The organism is Exiguobacterium sp. S22-S28, assembly GCF_043359615.1.
Taxonomy (GTDB): Bacteria; Bacillota; Bacilli; order Exiguobacteriales; family Exiguobacteriaceae; genus Exiguobacterium_A.
The window spans coordinates 542,669-566,524 of sequence record NZ_JBHFFC010000026.1 but is presented as its reverse complement, the minus strand read 5'-3'; the positions used below and the strand labels follow the sequence as shown (position 1 = coordinate 566,524).

General features: G+C 45.1%; 20 protein-coding genes. 10 read left to right on the top strand and 10 right to left on the bottom strand.

Going from position 1 to position 23,856, the window contains the following annotated elements; translation table 11 throughout:
* Positions 1–359 precede the first annotated feature (359 nt).
* The 7 genes from ACHA8N_RS09490 to ACHA8N_RS09460 all read right to left on the bottom strand — a co-directional run bounded on the left by ACHA8N_RS09490 (position 360) and on the right by ACHA8N_RS09460 (position 7,044).
* Complete coding sequence (locus ACHA8N_RS09490) at positions 360–1,832, bottom strand: phytoene desaturase family protein (protein WP_393965518.1); 1,473 nt, start codon at positions 1,830–1,832, stop codon at positions 360–362.
* 15 nt (positions 1,833–1,847) lie between these two features.
* On the bottom strand, positions 1,848–2,921 hold the full coding sequence (locus tag ACHA8N_RS09485) for a glycosyltransferase family 2 protein (protein ID WP_393965563.1): 1,074 nt from the start codon (positions 2,919–2,921) through the stop codon (positions 1,848–1,850).
* Positions 2,921–3,619, bottom strand: coding sequence for a lysophospholipid acyltransferase family protein (locus ACHA8N_RS09480; RefSeq protein WP_393965517.1), 699 nt, complete (start codon positions 3,617–3,619; stop codon positions 2,921–2,923). The genes ACHA8N_RS09485 and ACHA8N_RS09480 overlap by 1 nt, the downstream gene beginning before the upstream one ends.
* A complete protein-coding gene (locus tag ACHA8N_RS09475; protein WP_147511947.1) occupies positions 3,588–4,343 on the bottom strand; it encodes a carotenoid biosynthesis protein in 756 nt (251 codons plus the stop codon). The genes ACHA8N_RS09480 and ACHA8N_RS09475 overlap by 32 nt, the downstream gene beginning before the upstream one ends.
* 124 nt (positions 4,344–4,467) lie before the next feature.
* Positions 4,468–5,214: a CDP-diacylglycerol--serine O-phosphatidyltransferase gene (gene pssA, locus ACHA8N_RS09470; RefSeq protein ID WP_393965516.1), complete on the bottom strand. Its 747-nt coding sequence runs from the start codon at positions 5,212–5,214 to the stop codon at positions 4,468–4,470.
* Positions 5,215–5,234: 20 nt separating this feature from the next.
* Entirely contained in the window at positions 5,235–5,702 is a 468-nt protein-coding gene (gene ybaK, locus ACHA8N_RS09465) for a Cys-tRNA(Pro) deacylase (RefSeq protein WP_393965515.1), read from the bottom strand.
* Positions 5,662–7,044: an MATE family efflux transporter gene (locus tag ACHA8N_RS09460; protein ID WP_147511944.1), complete on the bottom strand. Its 1,383-nt coding sequence runs from the start codon at positions 7,042–7,044 to the stop codon at positions 5,662–5,664. The genes ybaK and ACHA8N_RS09460 overlap by 41 nt, the downstream gene beginning before the upstream one ends.
* Positions 7,045–7,241: 197 nt before the next feature.
* Here ACHA8N_RS09460 and ACHA8N_RS09455 point away from each other — a divergent pair, with 197 nt between their 5' ends.
* The gene (locus tag ACHA8N_RS09455) at positions 7,242–8,015 is read left to right on the top strand and encodes an enoyl-CoA hydratase/isomerase family protein (protein ID WP_147511943.1); all 774 of its coding nucleotides are present in this window, start codon (positions 7,242–7,244) and stop codon (positions 8,013–8,015) included.
* A 57-nt stretch (positions 8,016–8,072) separates the two neighbouring features.
* Here the strand turns inward: ACHA8N_RS09455 and ACHA8N_RS09450 are convergent, their stop codons facing one another.
* A complete protein-coding gene (locus ACHA8N_RS09450; protein WP_026829047.1) occupies positions 8,073–9,224 on the bottom strand; it encodes a cation:proton antiporter in 1,152 nt (383 codons plus the stop codon).
* A 117-nt stretch (positions 9,225–9,341) separates the two neighbouring features.
* Positions 9,342–11,129: a glycoside hydrolase family 13 protein gene (locus tag ACHA8N_RS09445; protein ID WP_147511942.1), complete on the bottom strand. Its 1,788-nt coding sequence runs from the start codon at positions 11,127–11,129 to the stop codon at positions 9,342–9,344.
* Positions 11,130–11,585: 456 nt separating this feature from the next.
* On the opposite strand from ACHA8N_RS09445, the gene ACHA8N_RS09440 reads away from it, so the two are divergent.
* The 7 genes from ACHA8N_RS09440 (at position 11,586) to ACHA8N_RS09410 (ending at position 21,395) form a co-directional block, all read left to right on the top strand.
* A complete protein-coding gene (locus ACHA8N_RS09440) occupies positions 11,586–12,845 on the top strand; it encodes an extracellular solute-binding protein (protein WP_393965562.1) in 1,260 nt (419 codons plus the stop codon).
* A gap of 129 nt (positions 12,846–12,974) precedes the next feature.
* Positions 12,975–14,327, top strand: coding sequence for an ABC transporter permease subunit (locus tag ACHA8N_RS09435; RefSeq protein ID WP_147511940.1), 1,353 nt, complete (start codon positions 12,975–12,977; stop codon positions 14,325–14,327).
* The gene (locus tag ACHA8N_RS09430) at positions 14,327–15,160 is read left to right on the top strand and encodes a sugar ABC transporter permease (RefSeq protein ID WP_012369657.1); all 834 of its coding nucleotides are present in this window, start codon (positions 14,327–14,329) and stop codon (positions 15,158–15,160) included. Before ACHA8N_RS09435 ends, ACHA8N_RS09430 begins: the two co-directional genes overlap by 1 nt.
* 23 nt (positions 15,161–15,183) lie before the next feature.
* Positions 15,184–16,713, top strand: a complete 1,530-nt coding sequence (locus tag ACHA8N_RS09425; RefSeq protein WP_393965514.1) for an alpha-amylase family glycosyl hydrolase — start codon at positions 15,184–15,186, stop codon at positions 16,711–16,713.
* Positions 16,714–16,747: 34 nt separating this feature from the next.
* Positions 16,748–17,776 carry a LacI family DNA-binding transcriptional regulator gene (locus tag ACHA8N_RS09420; protein WP_147511938.1) on the top strand — a complete coding sequence of 343 codons (1,029 nt, stop codon included), beginning with the start codon at positions 16,748–16,750 and terminating at the stop codon, positions 17,774–17,776.
* A gap of 244 nt (positions 17,777–18,020) precedes the next feature.
* Positions 18,021–20,321: a glycoside hydrolase family 65 protein gene (locus ACHA8N_RS09415; RefSeq protein WP_147511937.1), complete on the top strand. Its 2,301-nt coding sequence runs from the start codon at positions 18,021–18,023 to the stop codon at positions 20,319–20,321.
* Positions 20,322–20,543: 222 nt separating this feature from the next.
* The gene (locus ACHA8N_RS09410) at positions 20,544–21,395 is read left to right on the top strand and encodes a YitT family protein (RefSeq protein ID WP_393965513.1); all 852 of its coding nucleotides are present in this window, start codon (positions 20,544–20,546) and stop codon (positions 21,393–21,395) included.
* A 62-nt stretch (positions 21,396–21,457) separates the two neighbouring features.
* Here ACHA8N_RS09410 and ACHA8N_RS09405 read toward each other — a convergent pair whose 3' ends face one another.
* Positions 21,458–22,267, bottom strand: a complete 810-nt coding sequence (locus ACHA8N_RS09405) for a Cof-type HAD-IIB family hydrolase (protein WP_147511935.1) — start codon at positions 22,265–22,267, stop codon at positions 21,458–21,460.
* Positions 22,268–22,460: 193 nt separating this feature from the next.
* On the opposite strand from ACHA8N_RS09405, the gene ACHA8N_RS09400 reads away from it, so the two are divergent.
* Together ACHA8N_RS09400 and iadA are read left to right on the top strand one after the other, a co-directional pair.
* Positions 22,461–22,655, top strand: coding sequence for a YjzD family protein (locus ACHA8N_RS09400; RefSeq protein WP_012369663.1), 195 nt, complete (start codon positions 22,461–22,463; stop codon positions 22,653–22,655).
* A 63-nt stretch (positions 22,656–22,718) separates the two neighbouring features.
* A complete protein-coding gene (gene iadA / locus ACHA8N_RS09395) occupies positions 22,719–23,852 on the top strand; it encodes a beta-aspartyl-peptidase (protein ID WP_393965512.1) in 1,134 nt (377 codons plus the stop codon).
* Positions 23,853–23,856: the final 4 nt, after the last annotated feature.

Below are 23,856 nucleotides of genomic sequence, written 5' to 3'. Positions count from 1 at the left end.
ACTAAGTTCTGTGTGTACCTAATTTGATACCAAATACCAAATAAGGCAGGTCGACGATCCACGGGGATGGATCTGATGATGATTGAGCTGCCTGTAAACGAAACAGGATGAGACGATCTAAGGGGGAACGTCGTAAGTCATGCCGAGTCGTTTACGTTGGTGTATCTGTTGAACAAGTGGGTCTTGATCAAACAATTAAGACACAACAGACGGGTTAAGTTCCTAAACGCGTTTGACTCGGGGAAGTCACCATGCGCTTGATTGAGGATGTGGGGTCAATCACTACCTCTTGAACTCGAAGTAATCGTATCAAATCTTAGTTGTCCGTACAAGTGATTGATACGCAATTCACATAACGTTCACAGGGTAGAGGCGACGGCGGACACAATCCGTTCGCTCGCTAGTTTTCCTGAAAGCGTTACCATTGGACTACCACCACCGGGATGCGTTGATCCACCGGCAAAAAATAAATTGTGAACATTTTTTGAACGGTTGCTTGGACGCAGGAAAGCACCGCGTGTACCGTTTGAAGAAAGTCCATAAAGCGATCCGTGATAGGCTGAAAATTTCTGTTCAATGTCTTGCGGTGTGATGCGTTGTTCAAATAAGACGTCGGTCGTAACATCGATACCGAACTGTTGCAGACGTTGATTAATGATTTTGTCATACGTATCAAAATCAATGACCGTTCCCTTATGTGTAGCAGGAGCATTCACGAGCAGAAACAGATTATCTCCGGCTACCCCCATCTCGGGTGCCGTGACGGACGAATTGGAAATATAAATAGTCGGCTCCTCGGCATAACGATTTTCCTGAAACAGTGCTTGAAACTCAGCTTTGTAATCTGACGAGAAAAATACATTATGATGTGCCAAACCTTCAATTCGACGTGACAGTCCGATACAGCGGACATAAGCCGAAATCGAAGGCTCCATTTGAGAAGGCGTCGGATTTTTGAAATCCGGTCGGACGGTTTCGGAAATTAGCCGTGGGTATTGCGTCAAGAGATCCCCGTTTAAGACGATAAAATCAACAGCCAGATAATCAACATGATTTAATTCAATTTCAGTCGCCAACTGATTGGTTACTTCAATTTGTGTCACTTCTTCTCCGAGGCGGAAGACGACACCGAGTTCACGCGCACGACGGGCAAATCCTTCGGCAATGGCCGTATTTCCTCCGCGGGTGAAGTAGACACCATCGTTCAGCTCGAGATGGGCAATCAGACCAAAAGTAGCTGGTGCTTGAAACGGACTGCTGCCAATATAAGTGGCATAACGATCGAATGCTTGAATCAACTGCGGATCCTTAAAGTATTTCTTGTGCAATCCGTGTAAGGTCTTTAACGGATGAACTTTTGCCATATCACGCAATAACGAAAAATTAAAATAAGAGTCGATATTGATGAAAAATTGCTGTTTGGCAATACGGTACAGTTGTGCGACTTCTTCTTGATAACCGGTAATGTCATTTTTAGAAAGTTTTCCGTTCGTAAACCGATCCACTTCAGTACGCATGGCTTCCCGACCGCTTGCAAAAGTCAAAGACCGCCCATCTGAAAAATGATTGACGGTATGGCGTGCCAATTTTTCAAATGTAAAATAGTCGTCTGGATCTGCTCCCGACTCTAAAATGACCGATTGAAAGATCTCAGGCATTGTAATCGTGTTTGGACCAAAATCAAAACGGTGTCCCTCTGATTGAATCGACATCATCTTTCCGCCAATATGATCATTGCGTTCAATGACTGTAACGTTGAACCCTTTTGAAGCAAGTGAGATAGCGGCACTCAGACCACCAAGTCCGGCTCCAATGACTGCGATATGTTTCATAACCGTAAAGCCTCCTTAAGAATATGTCCGACCCTTCCAAGTGATTTCCCTTTTCTTTAGTCTTCGAATCATTGCCGTCGCAAGCAGTACAACGTAAAGAACCGCCGAGACAGGATGCCAAAACCAAGCGTGGACAATTCGGGCATTACGATCGATCCGGTAGCGGGCGAGCATCATCAAAACAAAGGCACCAGCCGTCCAAATGGAAGGAGACCAAATCAATAATGGGAGAACTGCCGCCTGAATAAGATAAAACAATAAGAAATAACTGCCTACCAAATAAGAGTCGTTCATACCGCGGAAGACATTTTTCAAAAACCCTTGCCAAACGTCCTGATTGGTGGCGTACATATCACAACTGACATAGGGGGCCACGTGAACGAGTGTCGTCGTAAAGCCCTTTTTCTTGAAGGCGCGGCACAACTCCAAATCATCGACCAGTGCCAGTTGAATAGCTTGATGTCCACCAACCTGTTCGTAAGCGTGACGTTCCACTAACACCACCATACCGTTCGCAGCAGCAAATGCAGGATGGCGGACTTTCCGAAATGCAATCGGCAGATGTTGAGCGATCAAGACATGCTGCATGGGAATCAGGCATTTCCCTAAAAATGTTGGGACGGGAAACGAAGGGAAGCCGGATAAGAAAACTGCCCGCTCTTGTAACAATGTCGCATAGAGACGGGGAATGGTGTCCGCTTCGAGCGTAATATCGGCATCTAAAAACAACAGATAATCTTCCTGAGCGACTCGTGACAATTGATGACACGCATGGACCTTGCCGGCCCACCCGGATGGCAGTTCGAGACCATCAATGATGGTAAACCGACTATCCTGACCAACGAGTTGAATTAATAAAGGACGTGTCTGATCGGTTGAACGGTCCTCGTATAGGTAGACGTGCGTGTTTGGAGTGATGGCTTGTTTTAACGAGTAGATCAATTTGCTGACATTCCGTTCTTCGTTTCGAAGTGGAATACAGACAGCAAGACTAGGCGGAGGGACGGGGTCCGTCAATCGCGGTAAAAAGGATAAATTAATGAAAGTGTAAAGACAAATTAGCGCGATAATACAAAACAGAAAAATCATCATGTCCGGATGGCCTGTAACCACTGTTCTGTTTTAGCTGGGAGCGGCTCCTTTCGTGCAGTCAGTAAACAATAGGCATCAGTTCGTTCCTCGATGGCATCTATTCGGACATCGTCATACAGGCGGGTCATTTCCTCGGTCAGATAACGAAGTTGCACCGAACTGCGCGCATCGGGTAACTGAATCGTTCTAGTTCGAATATAAACGTCAGGTTGCTGTTCGTGGGCAAACGAATAATAAAACGAAAACAGCGAAATCGAACGAGCGATTTTGGCAAGGTGAATCGCCCCGCTGCTGAGCTGTAACGGTCGCTCTTCTTGGTGACGCTCCTCGCCTTGAGGAAACATCCAGACACTGCTGCCGTTTAACAGCTGATCTTTTGCATATTGTAAGCTTTGCTTAATTTCCGCAAAAGAACCGCGATCAATCGAAAAACCGCCGAGTCGGGTAAAGAAAGGAAAACGTGCCAATCCCTGCTCATCAATCATGACGTAAGGGTCATGATGCAATACTGTCTGATCAAGATGAAACAGAATCATTCCGTCCCACCAAGAACCATGCGTGGCGAGCATTAATCCGGGTGTCGGCAAGTCATCTGCCCTGTATAGAATCCGATGGAATTGTTTACGGATTAAACGTTCTTTAACATACAGATGAAAAGCATGTTCAGCTAATTTGTTTTTGTTTGCTTTTTGCAAATCGATCGCCTCCTCGCGTATACCAGTAGAGGATACCAGCACTAAGACTGATGCATGTGACACCGTATAATCCTGCCATTCCGGCTGTCAGACCAAACAGGGCATGAAGCATTAAGAAAAGATACTGGTTATTGTGTTCCAGTACTTTCAGGTTTACCGGTTGTTCGAATCGAGCAAGCAAAACAGAAAAGAACAGAGCAGTTCCGTACCAACCGATGAAGTTTTGCGTCGGAATATCGTAATACCAACCTCCGTCCTGCCAAAGCCAATAAGATTTGACGTTCGCTGCAACCGGATCAATCGCAAGATCAAGCCAGACTGCAAATAAGGGAACGAGAAGGACTGTACGATAACGAAACGAAAACCGGCGTGAGAAAGCGTGGCTGGCTCCAATGACCGACAGCCAGGCAGCGCCAATCGTAATCGGTACACCAAGAAGTTTCACCCCGAAGTCTGCCTCATACGCATAAGTCCCGAACGGCCAGCCTGTATGTACACCGATCGATTCGATGATGATCGAGCCGAAGAAAATGACAGGAATGATAAACCGTCCTTTTGGAACGACGTCCCAAAGATAAAGGGCGGCGTAAAGACCGGATGCAAACAGAAAAACAGAGTTGGCCCATTCCAGCCAAGGTGGTAATAAAGAAAAACCGACTAAAACTAAACCGATGAAGAACCAAATTGTGAAAAATAACCATAGATTTTTTTGAAACCGATCCATAATGAGTGAGCCCTCCATATCCAATGTTCTACTATTAGTATACCTGTTGCGAAGGGAGTCAAGCCAGAACGGAGGTGGAAATCAATGGGACAAAAAAGACAGACCGAATGAACCGGTCTGTCCTTTAGTCAAGCTGATGATTTTTTTGTTTTTTCTTTTTGATGAATGAGAACAGCAGAAACGCGATATACAATGGGACTGCCACGAACCAAAACGTCGACCACTCATTACTGCGCGCCACCATGACATAAGTGACATAAAGAAGCGTAAATGTGATGACAAACGTATGTCTTGGAACCGGTATGTCTTTGAAACTCGGAATTTTAACACGACTCACCATCAAGAACGCTAGAGCAGTAAAGACGAGTGGAACCATTAAATCGTTCATCCGTCCGCTAAACAGCGTGACGACAGCTAAAATTCCACCTGCTGCCGTAATCGGAACACCGGAAAAATATGCAGAGGCGACATTGGTCGCTGATAAGTTAAAGCGGGCCAGACGAAACGCGCCGAACAGTGGGAATAAGGCCGCGATCAACAAACCAATTTCTCCAAAATCGTAAAAATACGTGTAATACGCCATCATGGCTGGCGCGACACCAAAGGTCACCACATCAGCCAACGAATCCAGTTCTTTTCCAAAATCACCTGCGACACCAAGCATACGAGCAATCCGACCGTCCAAACTGTCGAGCATCATGGCGATGACGATCAGCAAGGTCGCATTTTGAAAATCTCCCCGCGCAGCCATGACGATGGCGAGAAAACCGCAATATAAATTTCCGAACGTAAAGAGGTTCGGAATCGAGTTACGAACACGTTCTTTCCACAAAATGATTCCTCCTGCCACTTCTTCAATATCATTCATCATATCACAATAATTGGTGGATATCAGCGATTGATGAAGAGAATCCCATTCGTGAAGCGCAGAAAATCATCAGGAGCGAGTTTGATTTGCAAACCGCGTTTTCCAGCAGAAATAATGATGAATTCTTGATTTAAAGCCGAATCGGATAAAAGAACCGGAAATGATTTTTTGGCACCGATCGGGGCGACACCGCCTCGGATGTACCCCGTCAATTTCTTCAACTCTTTCATTGGCACTAAATGCGCTTTCTTGACGGACGCTGTTCGTGCCACGGCCTTTAAACTCACTTCTTCTTCTCCGGAAATGACAGCAAAGACATGTTGATGTGTATCTGTTTCTAAAACTAATGTTTTAAAAATAGACGAAAGCGGGTAACTAATTTTTCTAGAGACATTTTGAGCGGATAAATCCTGTTCATCGACAGGATATGAAAGCAAGTCAAACGGAATATTAGACTGCTTTAGAAGCCTCGCGGCGTTCGTTATGGTCATGTTGGTCTCCTTTGACGACAGCATATTGTGCCCATTTACGGCTGTTCCAACGTTTTAAAGCAAAGATGCCGCGGAACCACTCGTCGGCAGAGAAAGCAATCCAAATCCCGAGTAATCCGAGCCCGTATTGAAGTCCAAGTGTATAACTGAGGACAACAGCGACTCCCCACATCGAAAGAATGCCGATCGCGACAGGGAAACGGACATCACCGGCTGATTTTAACGTTCCCATCAGAACGATATTCATGGCACGGCCTGGTTCAAGGATGACACTTGCCCAGAGTAATGGTATACCGATGGCGATGATTTCCGGACTTGATGTAAACACGGACAAGATGGATGAGCCGACAGATGCCAAAGCGACGGCAGAAACGAAGCTTGCAAAAACAGCAATTTTCAACGTTTTTACAGCACGAGCGTGTGCTGCTTCAAATTGTTGAGCCCCAACTTGGCGGGCAACTAATAATTGTGTTCCTTGTGCGATGGCTAACGTGAACAAGAAACAAAGCATTGTGATATTCGAAACATAAACGCGTGCGGACAGGGCAGATTCCCCGATGGTCGCAATGAATCCAGTGATGATCAATTGAGAGAACTGATAAGAAATTCCTTCACCAGCAGAAGGAATACCAATATTCATGATGCTTCTAATATCACGTCGGTTGATGTGAAGCAAATCTTTTAATTTAAAGCGTAAGGAAAGCTTGCGATAGACAACAAAAAAGAGTAAAACGACTGCGACTGTTCGAGCAATGACGATGGACCAAGCGACTCCAGCGACTCCAAGTACAGGAATGCCGAATAATCCGAGGACAGCAATGACATTACCGAATGCACTGACGAAGTTCATCAGTAGCGTGACATACATAGCATTTTTTGTGAAACCATGACTGCGTAAGATGGCACCTAGTGTAAGAGAGATGGCTTCTAAGAATAAGAAGAGACCAACAATCTTTAAAAACGTTTCGCCATACACTAATGTTTCTCCTTCTAAAGAGAAGAATCCAAGCAATTGTTTTCCGAACAAGGCAACGAGTACGGAAATGATTAAACCAATGTATAAGTTGATGGAAAAAGCGGAGCGGGCAGTCTGACGGGCATCTTGAATCCGTTTTGCACCGAGGTATTGACCGATGATGATGGTTGCTCCGACTGAGGTGATGTTAAATAAAATAATGAAGATATTTAGCACCTGATTGGAGACACCGACGGCAGCCGCAGCACCGTCAGAATAATAACTAAGAATCAATGTGGCAATGATCCCTAAGCTCATATGAAGTGCGATTTCAATGAATAGCGGCCATGTAATTTGGAATAATGACTGTTGTTTAATTGTTTTCATAAATTTAATTCCCCTTTAAGTCCGTAAAACGTATTGTCTTTCTGTATCTTTTGGAAACTATACGCCTTCAATTTTTATAATGAAAGAGGTAAAGTCGAGCTTTCATAAAAAAAGAGGTTATTTAAAAGGATTTTCATAAAACATCACGAATACATCATAATGAATGGATGTTCATTTTTGAAATGGAGGGAAATGGAATGAAAAGTGAAGTCAGTTATACAGTTAAAGAGCAGATCGCGACCATCACGCTGTCGCGTCCCGAACGATTGAATGCACTCACCTCGACCATGTTGACGGAATTAGCCGACTCGATCGAAGAAGCGAATCAAGATGAAAGTGTTCGGGTCATCGTCTTAACAGGGGAAGGCCGTGGATTTTGTGCCGGACAAGATTTGAAGACCGTCCAACCCGGCATGGATCATGGAGAATACTTAAAGCACTACTATCATCCGGTCATTCGAGCACTTGCGACAACGAAAAAACCGACAGTTGCTGCCATTAACGGGGTTGCTGCAGGGGCAGGGTTATCTTTAACATTGGCCTGTGATTTCCGAATCGTGCGTGACGATGCGAAATTATCACTCGGCTTCATCAATATCGGATTAGTTCCGGATGCCGGTGCACCGTATTTTTTACCTCGATTGATTGGGTCGGCTAAAGCACTGGAACTGGCCTTGTTAGGTGAAACGATTACGGCACAGCAAGCATACGACTACCATTTGGTGACAAAAAGCATTGCCGCCGAACAGTTTGAACAGGAAGTGGCTTCTTTTGCCAAACTTCTTGCCAATCGACCGACGAAAGTCATTGGGTATATCAAACAATTACAAACAGCCAGTTCTGAATCGACACTCGAGGATATGTTGACTCAAGAAATCATTTACCAATCACGAGCCGGAAAGACAGAAGACCATCAGCAAGCCGTTCAAGCTTTTTTAGAAAAAAAAGCGCCCGTCTTCATTGGGCGTTGATGAAATGAATGCTAAAAAGGGCTTTCCGATAAGATGCCGGGAAGTCCTTTTTAGCATTCATTTGATTTTCTGTTTGATCTTTTGGGCGGTTGCATGAGTACGATCCGTTAATGCGGTCGAGGTTCTGAATAAAATGATTCCGAGAAAAGCAGAAACGAAAATATACAATCCAGTTAACGTGACGAAAGCTCCGCTAGCAAGCGTGATGAAGAGAATCGAGAATTCTCCGCGTGGTCCTAAACAAAACCCGGACTCAATTGCATGATAGTTGGAGAGTCCAAACGATCGTCCACCAAGGAAACCAACAAGGAATTTCGACAAAAGTCCCCAAACGACTAATGCAAAGAAAAACCAGTCTAATGGAAGTCCTTCCGTCATCTCAAACGACATCCCGAACGAAATGAAGAATAAAGGTAACAGTAGATCTTGGAATGGTGTGACTAGTCTTTTTAAATAACGTGTCTCTTTAATTTCAGTTAGTAAAATTCCGACGATGAACGCACCAAGGACTTCGGACAAACCAAACATGATTCCAATTCCTGAGAAAGTCAAAATTAATCCGATGATTCCGATCCCGGCGTCCGGGTGCCGATAAAGGGAGTCGACGACTCTCGATTTTTGGCGGATGAAGACTGTTAAAAAAATCAATGCACTGAATAAGAAAATAAATCCAAGAAAAATCGTTCCGACTTTTACGAAGGTGAACTCTTGTGTTCCAAGAACAAACGGGGCACTTGTTAATAAAAGGGGTGCCGCCAAATCTTCAAAGATGAGTAACGAGAGGACAAATCGATTCACGTCTTTGTGTTTGTCTGGCTCCCGGTCGAGCAGACGAGCGGAAATCGATGAACTTGTTGCATAAAGGACACAACCAATTAAAAATGCCTCGGGTACGGAAAACCCAAAGGCCAAGGTCAAGAGGAAGGTACCGCCAAACGACAGGATAAGATCAATCAGTCCTGCTTTCCAGATATTCCGAAACTGGATTAATAAGTCAGCGACAGAAAACTTTAGACCTAACAGGAAAAACAAGACGATGATGCCAGCTTCCCCACCCAGCTTTAACTCTTCCGGCAAATCGTAGTAAAGGCCAAGTACGATTCCGATCAGGATGAAGGCAAGAATGCTCGGGAGATGAAACCGTTCACTGAGATAACTGACTGCGAATAAGCCAATCAGAATCAACCCCGCATAAAGAAATATTTCCATGAGAGAGTATTCCCTCCTTTCTTTCCTCTTTACCCTAAATCAAAAGCCTTAATTGGCTTGTAACAGAAATGAAAAAAGACAGCCTTTTTGCTCAATAGCAAAAAGGCTGTCTGAAAATCAAATTACTTGAATGATTGTTCCGGTATATGGAGCGAGCGTCACCTCTAATGAAGGAAGCGGCGTATTTGAAAAGAGATCCATTCCTTGACCAGATTGAGGAGCTGGAATCGTAGCTTGATGATTGGAGTTATTAAAGTAGACGTAATACGTCCCGTCTTGACTCATACGACGCATGATGATGGTATTCGTTTCATCGTCGGCATGGACGAATGAGATATGTCCGTGATTGGCAAGTGTCTTATGCTGCTTTCGCAACTGAAGTAAATGTTTCGTGTACATCAGTAGGTTCAAATCCTGCTCTTCCGGATTCCACGGCATGCATTTCCGGCAACCTGGATCTTGATCACCATCTAGTCCGATTTCATCTCCATAATAGATGACTGGGCTTCCGGAGAATGTCAGCATGGATAAAAGTAGCAGGCGCATCTTATTTTTATCGTTTCCGGCACGCGTCAAGGCACGTGGCGTATCATGTGAGCCAATCAAGTTAAACGTCACTTCATTAACGTTAACCGTATTCGAGAAGAGGACATGCGACATGTCATTCGCATAAGCAGAGGCAGATGTTTTGTCGAGTGCAAAGAAATTGAGCGCAGCATTCGTGAACGGATAGTTCATGACCGCATCAAATTGATCACCGAGCAACCATTCCTGTGAGTCATGCCAAATTTCGCCGAGAATATAGGTCTCCGGATTTGCTTCCTTGACAACAGAACGGAAATCACGCCAGAAAGCATGGTCGACTTCATTGGCAACATCAAGACGCCAGCCGTCAATTCCAAACTCTTCAACCCAGTAACGGGCAACATGGAGTAAGTAGGCTTTGACTTCCGGGTGTTCTGTATTGAATTTTGGCATTTCCGGAACGAAAGCGAAGGTATCATAGTTTGGCATCGGTTCCGTCACGAGCGGGAAGTTACGTAAGTGGAACCAATCCCGGTATGACGAATTACTGCCATGCTCGCGGATATCGGCAAATGCTTTATGGTGGAAACCGGCATGATTGAAGACGGCATCCAGCATGATGCGAATACCATTTGCATGAAGTAAATCGACCATTTCTTTGAACTTTTCTTTTGTTCCAAACTGTGGATCGATTTCTAAGTAATCAATCGTGTCATATTTATGATTAGACTTGGCTTCAAAAATCGGACAGAAATAAATGCCGGTGATGCCGAGTTCAACCAAGTAGTCAATGTGATCGATGACACCTTGAAAGTCGCCGCCGAACAAGTTCGTTGTCGTAGGAGCCGTACTGTTCCAAGGGAGTGTGCCGGCCGGATCATTCGTGGAATCACCATTCGCAAACCGGTCAGGAAAAATTTGATACCATACTGTATCTTTGACCCAGTCAGGAGCATGGAACACGTCAATCTTGTTTAAGTAGGGAACGCAGAAGTAGTATCCTGTATCATCCAACGGTTTGTCATCAAACCAGCCACGTTCAGTAAGAACTTGACTCGAATGCTTATCATGCAAGCGGAAACCGTAGCGAAGACGCCGGAACGGCGGTACAACATCAATGAACCAGTAATCAAACAACTCGTCCGAACCACTTCGTTTCATAGGTGTTTCGAAAGTGTTCCAATAGTTTGCTTTGGATGGATCAAAGTTCCAATCGGCATCATCCGGATTTTCCGTATGCCAATCGTAAGGATCGCCCCAAATTAAATCAACGTGATCAACATCATTTTTTTTCGTTTGTAATCGCACGTGGATCGTTTTATCGTCATATTTGTAAACGAATGGAGACATGGCGCGATGGAAAACAGCTTCTTTCAGCATTGTGGTCACTCCCTATGTGCAATCGCTTGCGTTGTAATAAAATGGTCTTCGACCTAAGGATAGTGAAGCGCTTTCTTAAAGTCAATTGGAATTCCGGAAAAGACAGGCAAATAAATAGAATCTATACTGAATGCGCAATCGATTGCATCTATTTGTGCAAATGAAAAAAATGAAAACGTTTTCTTTTTTTAGTGATTTAACTAATGTATCTAATTTGTTTTTGAGAATACTTTTTGAGAATCTTTTTTGAATGTAAGGAAATATTTGAAGAAAAGGACTTGTCAAAAGGATTTTAGATTGTATAATAAAAATGTAAAGGTGATGCAAACGTTTTCATAAAACGCTTACAACCGCTCGGTTGTTCTCACGAGAAGATGGTTGTGCCTTTATGCAAACGTTGTGCATCAGAGCTTATCATTCGCACGTTAACTTGGGGAGGAATTTTAAATCATGGAAATTAAAAAATTAGTAGCTGGTCTTTCAGTATCTGTCATGGCTGTCGGTGCGCTTGCAGCATGTGGTGGCGGCACGGATTCAGGTTCTTCGGACACAAGTTCAGAGGGCGGAAAAAAACCAGCTAAAATCGTCATTTGGGAAGATACAGAAAAAGCGGAAACAACTAAAGCGGCTGCGAAAGCGTTTGAAGAAAAAGAAGGCGTCAAAGTTGAAGTCAAAGAAGTTAAAATGACGGATCAACAAAAGAAAGTCGCTCTTGACGGTCCAGCAGGAAAAGGTCCTGATATCATTCTTCTTCCGCATGACCAAATCGGAACAGTTGTTGACCAAGGATTGATTGCTGAACTCAAAGACGACGAAAAAGCACTTGAGCCATTCATTGATACAGCAAAATCAGCCGTTACATTCGACGGCAAAGTATACGGCTATCCTAAAGCAGTCGAAACACCAATTCTTCTTTTCAACAAAGACGAGTTAAAAGAAGCACCAGCTTCAATGGATGATTTGTATAAAGTATCAACAGAACAGAAAAAAGACGGCAAGTACGGTTTCCTCGCACTTTGGGATAACTTCTACTTCGCACACGGTCCAATCGGCGGATACGGCGGATACGTCTTTAAAGATAACGGTGGAAAACTTGATCCTGCTGACATCGGTCTCAACAACGAGGGTGCTGTTGAAGGAATGGATTACATCGGTAAATGGTATAAAGAAGGTCTCTTCCCGAAAGGTTTGATCGGCGGTGGCGGTGGTCAAGCAATGGACCAACTGTTCGGCGACAAGAAAGCAGTCGCAGTCATGAACGGACCATGGGCAGTTGCAAGCTATAAAGAAAAAGGCATCAACTTAGGTGCAGCAGCACTTCCAAAGCTTCCAAACGGTGAAGCGATCAAAACGTTTGTAGGTGTTAAGACATACGCTGTTTCAGCTTACTCTGAAAACCAAGAATGGGCAGAAAAGTTCCTCGCGTCACTGACTGGCGAAGAGAACGCAAAAGTAATGTTTGAAAAGTATAACGAGATTCCACCGATCACTTCACTTCAAGAAGACGCAACCATTAAAGACAACGAAGTTGCAGCAGCAGTCTTCGCACAGTCTAAAGACGGTGTACCAATGCCGAACATCGCTGAGATGGGTCAAGTTTGGGAGCCGATGGCAGCAGCACTTCAACTCGTTGCCACAAACAAACAAGATGCACAAAAATCAGCGGATGATGCTGTAAAACAAATCAAGCAACAAATCGAAGCAAACAAGCAATAAGCACTAAGCAATAAGCAACTGAATCATTGACACAGAATTAAAGAAAGGGGGATCTTGGATTCCCCCTTATCTTTATGGTTGGAAGAGAAGCCTGAGGTCAGACATGACCTTTGGAAAGGAGAACAGACGATGGCGGCCATTGCGACACCACAACCTACGAAAACACCAAAGCCTAAAACGAATCACCGGACGATTGCAGCAGCATTATCGATCGTTCCAGGATTGGGACAACTGTACAACAAACAATTTTTAAAGGGTGCGACATTTTTAATCGTCGTTTTATCGTATTTTTTAGTGAATTTCGAGCTGTTTTTTAAAGGTGCCGGGAACGGTCCTGGAGATCGCGGGGCGATCTGGGGATTGATTACACTCGGTGAGGTACCAGGCGTAAGGGGGGATCACTCGATCTTCTTGATGGTCGAGGGAATCATTGCGTTGATTCTGCTTGTGTTTGGTATCGCCATTTACGTCTGGAACTTTATCGATGCGTATCGAATCGGGAAACTTAGGGATTTAGAATTGGAAGTCCCTTCATTAAAAATGCAGTTGCGGAACTTCCGTGATAACGGATTCCCGTATGCAATGTTGATTCCATCATTGGTTCTCCTTGTTTTCACAGTTGTCTTACCATTGATTTTCACATTTTTGATTGCCTTTACGAACTATAAGTTCAACAACTCACCACCTGCAAAACTCGTCGACTGGATTGGGATTCAAAACTTCTTAAACATCTTCACCGTCGACATCTTCCGTGACACGTTCGTCAGCGTATTAGGCTGGACGCTCGTTTGGACAGTCGCTTCGACGACGGGTGTCATCGCGATCGGGATTGGTCTCGCCGTTCTGTTGAACCAAAAAGGTTTAAAAGGAAAACGTTTCTTCCGTTCGATTCTGATCCTATCGTGGGCAGTACCGGCATTCATCACAATCTTGATTTTCCGTTCGATGTTTAATGAGACGTTTGGTGTCTTTAATACGACATTGCTACCGGCAATCGGAATCGACGGCGGTGCCGAATGGATGACGGATCCGACATATACACGACTTGCCTTGATCGGCATACAGTGGTGGCTCGGATTCCCGTACATCATGACATTGACGACAGGAATCTTGCAGTCGATTCCGGAAGATCTATACGAAGCAGCAACGATTGACGGTGCGACGTCGGGCGAGAAGTTCCGCTTGATCACATTACCGATGATCTTGTTTGCAACAGCACCAATCTTAATCACGCAATATACGTTTAACTTCAACAACTTCAACATCATCTATCTCTTTAATAACGGGGGACCGGCTGTTCCGGGTCAATCGGCTGGCGGAACGGATATCCTGATCTCCTGGATTTACAAACTGTCGCTTGGTTCGAATCCGCAATATGGATTTGCCGCCGCGATTACGCTCGTGTTGTCGTTCTTTATCATGACGATTGCCGTCATTCAGTTTAAACGTTCAAAATCATTCAAAGATGAGGATATGATCTAATGAGAAAACAAAACCGAATCAATATGGCGTTGTCATACCTCATTTTGACGATCGCCTCGATAATTATCGTGTATCCACTGCTATGGGTTGTCGGGACATCACTAAACCCGGGGAAAAGCATCACTTCTGATATCTTCCCAAGCAATCCGACATTGATCCATTACTTTGACTTATTTGATGCGACACAAACGGATTATGGCATGTGGTATTTGAACACCATCAAAATCGCCGTGATTACGATGGTCGTCTCGGTGGCATTGATTACGCTGACAGGGTATATTTTTTCGCGGTACCGGTTCGTCGGACGGAAAAATTCACTGATCTTGTTCCTCGTGCTGCAAATGGTGCCACAATTCGTTGCCATCATCGCGATTTACGTCTTGTTGAACATGTTGCAACTGTTTGATACACATTTGGCATTGATTCTCTTGTACGCAGGTGGAGCGATTCCGATGAATACGTATCTTGCAAAAGGATATTTTGATACAATACCAAAGGAACTGGATGAAGCGGCACGGATGGATGGAGCAGGACATCTTCGGATCTTCTGGCAGATCATTCTTCCGCTCGCTAAACCAATGGTCGCGGTTATCGCCTTGTTTAACTTCATGGCACCATTTAACGATTTCATCTTGGCATCACTTGTTCTCCGTTCACCGGAGAAACAGACGTTAGCCGTTGGACTCTACAACATGGTTTCAGAGCAATTCGATAATAACTTCACATTGTTTGCGGCAGGTGCCGTGTTATCAGCAGTACCAATCGTTCTTCTGTTCTTCGCTTTCCAGCGCTTCTTCGTATCTGGATTGACGGCAGGCGGAACGAAAGGTTAATTAATCAAGGGGGAATCAGCGGCATGAGACGAGGCGTGATGCTTCTCCTCTTGCCGCTTCTCTTGTCTATCGGGACTTTTCCGCAGACGAGTGAAGCAGCAGGATGGGAAAAAGAACGGATGTACTTCATCATGGTCGACCGGTTTGAGAACGGTGACCCGAGTAACGATTTAGAAGCAAATCCCGAGGATCCAAAAGCTTTTCAAGGCGGGGATTTGGCGGGAGTCACAAAAAGGCTTGACTACATCAAAGATCAAGGATTCACATCGATTTGGTTGACGCCGATTTTTAAGAATCGACCGAATGGCTACCATGGTTACTGGACAGAAGATTATTACAAGATTGATCCACATTTCGGCACGAAAGAAGAATTTAAGACGCTGGTCAAAGAAGCGCATGAGCGCGACCTCAAAGTGGTATTGGATCTGGTCGTCAATCACCTCGGTCCAAATCATCCGCTCGTTGAGGAAAAACCGGACTGGTTCCATAAAGAACAAACCATCATGAACTGGAACAACCAAGCGGAAGTCGAGAACAACTGGCTGTTTGACTTACCGGACTTTAACACAGAAAACAAAGAAGTCGTCAATTATCTGATTGATGTCGCGAAGTATTGGGTCGATGAAACGGGGATCGACGGTTACCGTCTCGATACCGTCCGTCACGTTCCACCTGCTTTTTGGGAAAAATTCATTCCCGCCGTCAAACAAGACCATCCGGATTTATTTTTACTCGGAGAGGTTTTTGACGGGGATCCGCGAAAAATTGCGACGTATTCTAAAATAGGATTTGATTCAGTCACGAATTTTCCATTTTATTATGGTGTAAAAGATCAATTCACTCGAAAAAATGGTTCGGCGGAAGAGTTGGATTCAGTTTATAATCGAGATACTACGTTTAATCCGAAAGCAATCGCGTTGGCGAATTTCATCGATAATCATGATGTTAAACGCTTCATCACGGAAGCCAAAATCGGCGGGACCGAGGATGCAGAACGTCAATTGCGTTTAGCTTTGTTTGCGCTCTATGCAGCACCAGGCATGCCGATTGTCTATCAGGGGACGGAAGTGGCAATGCCGGGCGGCGATGATCCCGGAAACCGGATGATGATGGAGTTTGATAAAAATGACAAGATGCAGGAATATATTCAGACGCTCAATAAAATGCGACAGAACTATCCAGCATTTGAGACCGGGAAACAGCGGTTGGTCGCCAAGACGGATCATATGGCCGTTTATGAACGAAAAGTAAAAGACCAAACCGTCCTCTATGCCATCAACTTAGGAGAAAAGAAAACGACATTACGTGTTAAATCATCAGAAATCGGTGATGAACAGCGCCTTCGGGGATTGTTGTTTTCTGACGTCGTGCGTCAAGATGGAGATGCTTATGAGGTCACGCTTGATGCAAACAGCGCCAATGGATACGTGGTGGAACGTTCACAGGTCAACTGGATGTCGCTCGTTGCGATTGGATCAATCGCGCCAATCCTTGCCTTAATCATTTTGTTCGTTCATCGAAGACGGATTAATCGAACAAAAGAAATACACTAAAATACATTTGTAGGGAAATGATGAGGTGAAAGGGATGCAAGTAACTATCAAGGATGTCGCAAGAGAGGCGAACGTTGCACCATCAACGGTTTCGCGTGTCATTGCCAACAGTCCACGCATCAGTCAAAAAACGAAAGAACGTGTCCGTCAAGCGATGGAAGAACTCGGTTACCATCCGAACGTGCACGCTCGGAGTCTGGCGAATCGGACGACGCAGGCAATTGGACTCGTCATGCCAAGCGCGGCAACGAAAACACTCCAGAATCCGTTTTTTTCGGAAGTAATCCGGGGAATCAGCACGAAAGCGCATCAAAATGGCTATTCCTTGTATATGACGACGGGAGTATCGGAAGAAGAGGTCTACGAAGGAGTCGTCTCGATGGTTCAGGGTCGTCGTGTCGATGGGGTCGTCGTCTTATATTCGCGGACCGATGATAAAGTTGTCCAGTTTTTGCAGGATTCTAAATTTCCATTTGTCGTCGTCGGCAAACCATTCAGTGATTCGTCACATGTCACGTATGTCGATACAGACAATTATCTCGCGGGACGCGAAGTCACGAAATATTTACATCAACTCGGACATGAATGTATCGCTTTCGTCGGAGGGGCACAAGATCTTGCGGTGACGCAGGAGCGTGTCGGCGGTTACAAGACAGCACTAATGGAAGAAGGAATCCCGATTCATGAATCCTACATCGTCAGTGCCCCGTTCATGACGACTGGCGGAGCAGACGCAGTCAAACGGCTGATGTCGCTCGAACATCCACCGACGGCCGTTGTCGTCAGTGATGACATGATGGCGCTGGGTGTCATGAGCACGTTGAATGAGATGGAAATCAGTGTGCCGGATCAGATGGCAGTCGTTAGTTTCAACAACTTATTTATTGCCGAATTTTCGAGTCCTCCTTTGACCTCGGTCGAAATCAACATCTTTGGTTTAGGATTTGAGGCGACGAATTGTCTGATCGAACAGATGAATGAAGAGGCGACACCATACGGAAAGCGTGTCATCGTACCTCATTATTTAGTCGTTCGTCAATCGTGCGGTGGTACGATAAACTAAATAATACTATTTCCCAAACATCACTTTTCCGAGACGGACAAGTGATGTTTTTTTGAAAAAAATCAAAGAAAAAATCAATTAAAAATATGAAATGATGAAGCGAATGAAAAAAGATTTTTATTTTCGTGCAAACGATTGCATTAACGGTGATTATGTGTAGAATAAAGAAGGTAGAGTAAATAAAAACGCTTACAAAAAAGCTTTTTGTGCATCCGTGTGATTAAGAATAAAGGAGCGACTTATAATGAAAAGATTGTTTGATATTAATGAGTGGAAAATTACTGAGCAGGGTTTCCATCCGGAAGATAACCGTCTTGCTGAATCAATGACAGCGATTGGGAACGGTCATATGGGAATGCGCGGAAATTTTGAAGAAGATTACTCCGGAGATACGCACCAAGGGATGTATGTCGCAGGCGTTTACTATCCGGATAAAACACGAGTCGGATGGTGGAAAAATGGCTATCCGGAATACTTCGCAAAAGTGTTGAATGCTGTGAACATCATGGGACTTCGTATTTCAATCAACGGTAAAAAAGTGGATTTGAATGAGTGGGAAGTTGTCGATTTCAAGAGAGAACTCGATATGCAACATGGTGTTTTGACACGTACGATGCTGATTAGAAATGGTGTCGAGGAAACAAAAATTGAAGCAAAACGTTTTTTCTCAATCGTTGATAAAGAATTGGCCGCTCTTCGATATACGGTCACGCCGGTCAACTTTGATGCGGATGTGGTCATCGAATCTTACCTTGACGCGGATGTCGAAAACGAGGATTCGAACTACGATGAAAAATTCTGGCTGCCGGTAGAGCACGGGGCAGAAGAACGATTTGCCTATGTCACGTCGAAAACGAAGAAGCTGGACTGGCACGTCACGGCTGCGATGATCACAGATGTCGAAGGTGCTAAATGTGAAGTGCTTGAGAGCACGTTACAGTACGTCGCAAACCGCTTCACGAAACAGGTGAAGGCAGGAGAAGCGGTGACGGCTGAAAAATTAGTGGCACTCGTGACAAATCGGGACTATGAGATTGAAGACTTATTGGCACAGGCGATGAAACGTGTCAATGATGCTTTTGATACCGGCTTTGATGGGCTGCTTGCAGCGCATGAAACGGCCTGGTTGAAACACTGGGAAGAAGCGGATGTGAAGATTGAAGGTGATATCGAAGCCCAACAAGGGATTCGATTTAACATCTTCCACATGTTCCAAACGTATACTGGCGAAGATTCCCGCCTGAACATTGGACCAAAAGGATTTACGGGAGAAAAGTATGGTGGGGCGACATACTGGGATACGGAAGCGTACTGCTTGAACTTCTATCTGGCGACATCGAAGCCGGACGTTGCTTGGAACTTGTTGAAGTATCGTCATAACCAATTGCCGCAAGCGAAAGAAAACGCGGAGAAGAACGTCGGGATGAAGGGTGCTCTATACCCGATGGTGACGATGAACGGAGAAGAGTGCCACAACGAGTGGGAAATCACGCATGAGGAAATCCACCGGAACGGTGCGATTGCCCATGCAATTTATAACTATACGAACTACACAGGAGATACATCTTACCTCGGACAATACGGATTTGAAGTACTTGTTGAAATCGCGCGCTACTGGGCAAGCCGTGTGAACTATGTCCCGCACAAAGATGCCTACATGATCCTTGGTGTCACGGGACCAAACGAGTACGAAAACAATGTCAATAACAACTGGTATACGAACTTGATGGCCGCTTGGTGCCTGGAGTACGCCCAAACAGTGCACCGTCATCTTGAGCAAGAAGAACCAGCGCGTCTGGAAGAATTGATTCACCAATTGGCTATAACGGATGATGAATTAGCGCACTGGGCTGATATCAATCAAAAAATGTATTATCCGAAAGACGATTTCGTTCCGGATGTATTCATGCAACAAGACGGTTTCATGGATAAAGAACAGATTATGGTCGCCGATCTTGATCCAAAACATCTTCCATTGAATCAAAACTGGTCGTGGGACCGTGTCTTGCGTTCTGTCTTCATCAAACAAGCCGATGTTTTGCAAGGACTCTATTTCCTGACGGATCGTTTCTCGATTGAAGAGAAGAAGAAAAACTTTGATTTTTATGAGCCGCGGACGGTTCATGAATCATCACTTTCACCGTGTATCTATTCGATCATCGCGGCCGAAGTCGGTTATGAAGAAAAAGCGATGGAACTCTATCAACGTTCGGCACGTCTCGATCTTGATAACTACAACAATGATACTGAAGACGGTCTCCATATCACATCAATGGTCGGATCGTGGATGTCGATCGTTCATGGATTTGCCGGACTTCGGGTCGAGCAGGGAACGTTATCCTTCAAACCGATGTTGCCGAAGGGTTGGACCAGTTATTCGTTCCGGATGCAATGGCGCGGGCATCACATTCTGGTTCAGGTCAAACAAAACGAAGTGTGCATCGAACAGAGTACAGGTGGAGCATTTACGTTGCAGCTTCATGGTGAAACGGTTGAAGTCCCGGCAGAAGGCACGGTTACGATTCCGTCTTCCATGACCGTTTAATGAAATTGAGATGAGACAAACAGTAGTTTCTATATGAATCAAGGTGGCGGATTTCAAATCTGCCGCCTTTTTTCTTACTTGAAAGAGAAAGTGTTCAACTTCTGAAAATGAGAGCGTTACCAAAAAAAGAAATGAAATTCTTTCGTCATCTTGACTATCCGGACTCATTTGTTATGTGCTAAAGTGTTCCAAGATAGTTTACGAATGAGAGGAGAACAAGGTGTGACAGCGGTTGTAAAGGAAAGTATCTTAAAAGTAATTGTCGCCTCGATTGGCGGGTTCGTCATCGCAGTAGCAATGAACTGGTTCTTGATTCCAAGTGGTGTTTACTCGACAGGATTTACAGGACTTGCTCAGATTTTAACGCAAGTGTTACAAGGAACGGCATTCGCTTTTGGGGAAAACGTTTGGTTTTTAGTTTTGAACCTACCATTGATTGTTTTGGCATGGATTATGCTCGGACGCAGTTTTACCATCATTACATTGATTTCCGTTTTGGCGACAACCATTTTTATCGGACTTATTCCTCAGTTTGCTGTCATTCCGGGTGATCAAACCCTCAATGCCGTATTCGGCGGTGTCTTGCTGGCAATCGGAACCGGGATTACGATTAAATTCGGGGCATCTACGGGTGGTTTTGATATCGTAGCGTTGATTTTCGCGCGTTTCTCTGACCGTAGCGTCGGGTTATATCTGTTTGTGTTGAACTTCCTGATTGCGATTCTCGCGGGAGCGCTGTTTGGCTGGTCGACGGCACTGTACACGATTGTCTTCATTTATGTCACCTCAAAAGTCGTGGATGAAATTCATACAAGCAATCAACGCCTGACGATTTTCATCATTACAAATCATGCCGACGATATTACGACGGCACTGCACCAGCACATCATTCGAGGCATCACGCAGATGCCGGCAATCGGAACGTATTCGCGGGCTGAAAAGTCGACGCTGATGATGGTCATCGAACGGCATGAGTTGCGTGACATCGAGCGGATTTGCCGGGACGCTGACGAAACGGTATTCATCAACGTTGTCGCAACAGACTCTGTAGTCGGGTACTTCCGCAAAGGATAAGGTAAAAAAAGAAGCCGGCTTTTCTGTCTGATGGACAGAGAGACCGGCTTCTTTTGCTGGCATTAAATCACACCAAGGACATGTTTCAGATAGTAGGCGATTCCATCTTCTTGGTTCGACTTTGTTGTGCCGTTGGCAACCAATTTTAACGCACCGATAGCGTTGCCCATTGCGACGCCATGCCCAACATATTCGAGCATTTCCAAATCATTTTCTTCATCGCCAAAAGCAATGATCTGTTTTTGTTCAATCCCAAGATGACGCGAAATTTGTTGTAAGCCAATGGCTTTGCTTGTACCTTTTCGCATGACTTCCACCATATATTCCGGTTTGACCCACTGGCGGTTTAAGACCGTTTCAGCGTGAATGCTTGAAAGTTCGGATCGGATTTCCTGAACATGTTCGCCTTTGGCGTGAATCAACAGCGATGTCGGTTCGTGTTGCAACACCTTTCGTAAATCGCCGGTTGTCACGGACAAGGCATGATCCGTATAGAATTCATAAATACCGACCGGATTATGTTGGAAGTAAACATGATCGGTTACTTCACAGACGATATTTTGTGTTTTGGAGTCCGATACCGACTCTAGAATGTGTTGCACGGTTTTCAACGGAATCGGATGATGGCTGACTTCAAAGTGACGGTCTTGCGGATGGTGAACAAGTCCACCGTTAAAATTGACGATGGGTGTCGTCAATCCGAGTTCATCGTAATAGCGTTTAGCGTGCCGAAAAGGACGCCCGGTTGCGATGACGACTTCATGGCCATTGTCACGTGCAGTTCTCAACGCATGTAAGTTGGCCTGACTGATGGTCTTATCGTCGCGTAATAATGTTCCGTCCAAATCGACGGCGATTAGATGACGTTGCATGAGATACTCACTCCACTCTGGATTCATTACGCTTACTGTAGCATAATCAACTGAAAAATATGTAAAATTGTCTGCTTTTTGAATTCAGGAAAGCGTTTAAAAAAATCAGAGAAAAGCTGTCCGCCGTCTTAAAAAATGATATACTACGAAACGTAGGACATTAAAAAGTAAGTTAAGAAATGGAGGGGGAAGAATGCGTTTTCTCGTTACATTCTTCTGGTCGTTCTTACTCGTGAACACAGCCGTGTTCATCGTATCAGCGGTCGATGCAGTCACGTATAACTTCGGATTCGCGACAGCTATGTCAGTCGTGACTTCACTTGTCGTCTTCGCACTTGATGCAGTCAACGAAGATCTTGGTCTTGGTCAAGGGACAAAGGCAGAATAAGATAAAAGCGAGATATCGTCACTTGGACGATAGACTCGCTTTTTATAGTTTAGGAGGCAAGTGATGATATTACTTAAAAATGTGACATTGACCGGGAAATTGACGGATGTACTGATTGGTGGAGGAAAGATTCTTGCAATCGGTTCCTACGCGATGGACGAACGGCTGATGAGTCAGATAATCGACGGGTCAGGCAAACAATTGGTCCCGGGATTGATCGATGGACATGTTCATCCAATCGGCGGGGGCGGAGAAGGTGGTTTTGCCACAAGGACACCACCGCTTTCCGCACATGATTTTCTGGAAGGTGGTGTCACGACCGTTATCGGATTGCTTGGGACAGATGGGTGGACACGAACTGGAATCGATCTGCTTGCACACGTGCGGGGATATACGATTCAAGGTATCCGCTCTTTCCTCTTGTCAGGAAGTTACGCTGTCCCACCGGTTTCGATTACGAAGTCGATTGCGGAAGACATCCTGTTGATCAACGAAGTCATCGGGGTGGGTGAGATTGCCATCAACGACCATCGTTCGACACAACCGACTGTCCATGAGTTGGCACGCCTTGCGTCGCAAGCGCGGATCGCAGGTCTTTTAAAAGGGGTCCGGGGAACGATGAATGTTCATGTCGGTGACGGTAAAGATGCCCTTGACCTGCTGGAAGAAGTGGTCGAAACGACCGATATTCCGATCACGCAGTTTTTACCGACACACATCAACCGCAGTGAACGGATTTTTGATGCCGGTTTACGTTGGGCGAAAAAAGGCGGGCGAATTGATTTTACGACCTGTACGACAGAGGCGTTCATTGAAGAAGGGGAAATACCAGCAGGCCAGGCACTACAGCGTGCTCTTACTGCCGGTATCCCGTTACGCCAGATTACGATGTCGAGTGACGCTGGCGCCAGCTTACCAGCCTTTGATGAGAGTGGGAAATTGCTTCGTCTTGAGACCGGCAAACCGACATCGATTTTTGATGCGGTCCGTGATGCTGTGCAGCATGGTGTACGTATAGAGGATGCCATCCAAACGGTCACGTCAAACGTCGCAGAAGCATACGGCATTTCTGGGGGAGACATCCGGCAAGGTGAACGTGCCGATCTGTTACTGATTGATGACGCTTTGCAAATCGATACGATTCTTGCAGAGGGGCATGCTATAATGATTCAGAAAAAATGGCTGTTGCCAAAATGACGGA

What these genes read in the sequence shown, in the direction of transcription:
- ACHA8N_RS09490 (WP_393965518.1), bottom strand. Translation starts at nt 1,832, where the DNA reads ATGAAACATATCGCAGTCATTGGAGCCGGACTTGGTGGTCTGAGTGCC.
- ACHA8N_RS09485 (WP_393965563.1), bottom strand. Translation starts at nt 2,921, where the DNA reads ATGATTTTTCTGTTTTGTATTATCGCGCTAATTTGTCTTTACACTTTC.
- ACHA8N_RS09475 (WP_147511947.1), bottom strand. Translation starts at nt 4,343, where the DNA reads ATGGATCGGTTTCAAAAAAATCTATGGTTATTTTTCACAATTTGGTTC.
- pssA (WP_393965516.1), bottom strand. Translation starts at nt 5,214, where the DNA reads ATGATGAATGATATTGAAGAAGTGGCAGGAGGAATCATTTTGTGGAAA.
- ybaK (WP_393965515.1), bottom strand. Translation starts at nt 5,702, where the DNA reads ATGACCATAACGAACGCCGCGAGGCTTCTAAAGCAGTCTAATATTCCG.
- ACHA8N_RS09460 (WP_147511944.1), bottom strand. Translation starts at nt 7,044, where the DNA reads ATGAAAACAATTAAACAACAGTCATTATTCCAAATTACATGGCCGCTA.
- ACHA8N_RS09455 (WP_147511943.1), top strand. Translation starts at nt 7,242, where the DNA reads ATGAAAAGTGAAGTCAGTTATACAGTTAAAGAGCAGATCGCGACCATC.
- ACHA8N_RS09450 (WP_026829047.1), bottom strand. Translation starts at nt 9,224, where the DNA reads ATGGAAATATTTCTTTATGCGGGGTTGATTCTGATTGGCTTATTCGCA.
- ACHA8N_RS09445 (WP_147511942.1), bottom strand. Translation starts at nt 11,129, where the DNA reads ATGCTGAAAGAAGCTGTTTTCCATCGCGCCATGTCTCCATTCGTTTAC.
- ACHA8N_RS09435 (WP_147511940.1), top strand. Translation starts at nt 12,975, where the DNA reads ATGGCGGCCATTGCGACACCACAACCTACGAAAACACCAAAGCCTAAA.
- ACHA8N_RS09430 (WP_012369657.1), top strand. Translation starts at nt 14,327, where the DNA reads ATGAGAAAACAAAACCGAATCAATATGGCGTTGTCATACCTCATTTTG.
- ACHA8N_RS09425 (WP_393965514.1), top strand. Translation starts at nt 15,184, where the DNA reads ATGAGACGAGGCGTGATGCTTCTCCTCTTGCCGCTTCTCTTGTCTATC.
- ACHA8N_RS09420 (WP_147511938.1), top strand. Translation starts at nt 16,748, where the DNA reads ATGCAAGTAACTATCAAGGATGTCGCAAGAGAGGCGAACGTTGCACCA.
- ACHA8N_RS09415 (WP_147511937.1), top strand. Translation starts at nt 18,021, where the DNA reads ATGAAAAGATTGTTTGATATTAATGAGTGGAAAATTACTGAGCAGGGT.
- ACHA8N_RS09405 (WP_147511935.1), bottom strand. Translation starts at nt 22,267, where the DNA reads ATGCAACGTCATCTAATCGCCGTCGATTTGGACGGAACATTATTACGC.
- ACHA8N_RS09400 (WP_012369663.1), top strand. Translation starts at nt 22,461, where the DNA reads ATGCGTTTTCTCGTTACATTCTTCTGGTCGTTCTTACTCGTGAACACA.
- iadA (WP_393965512.1), top strand. Translation starts at nt 22,719, where the DNA reads ATGATATTACTTAAAAATGTGACATTGACCGGGAAATTGACGGATGTA.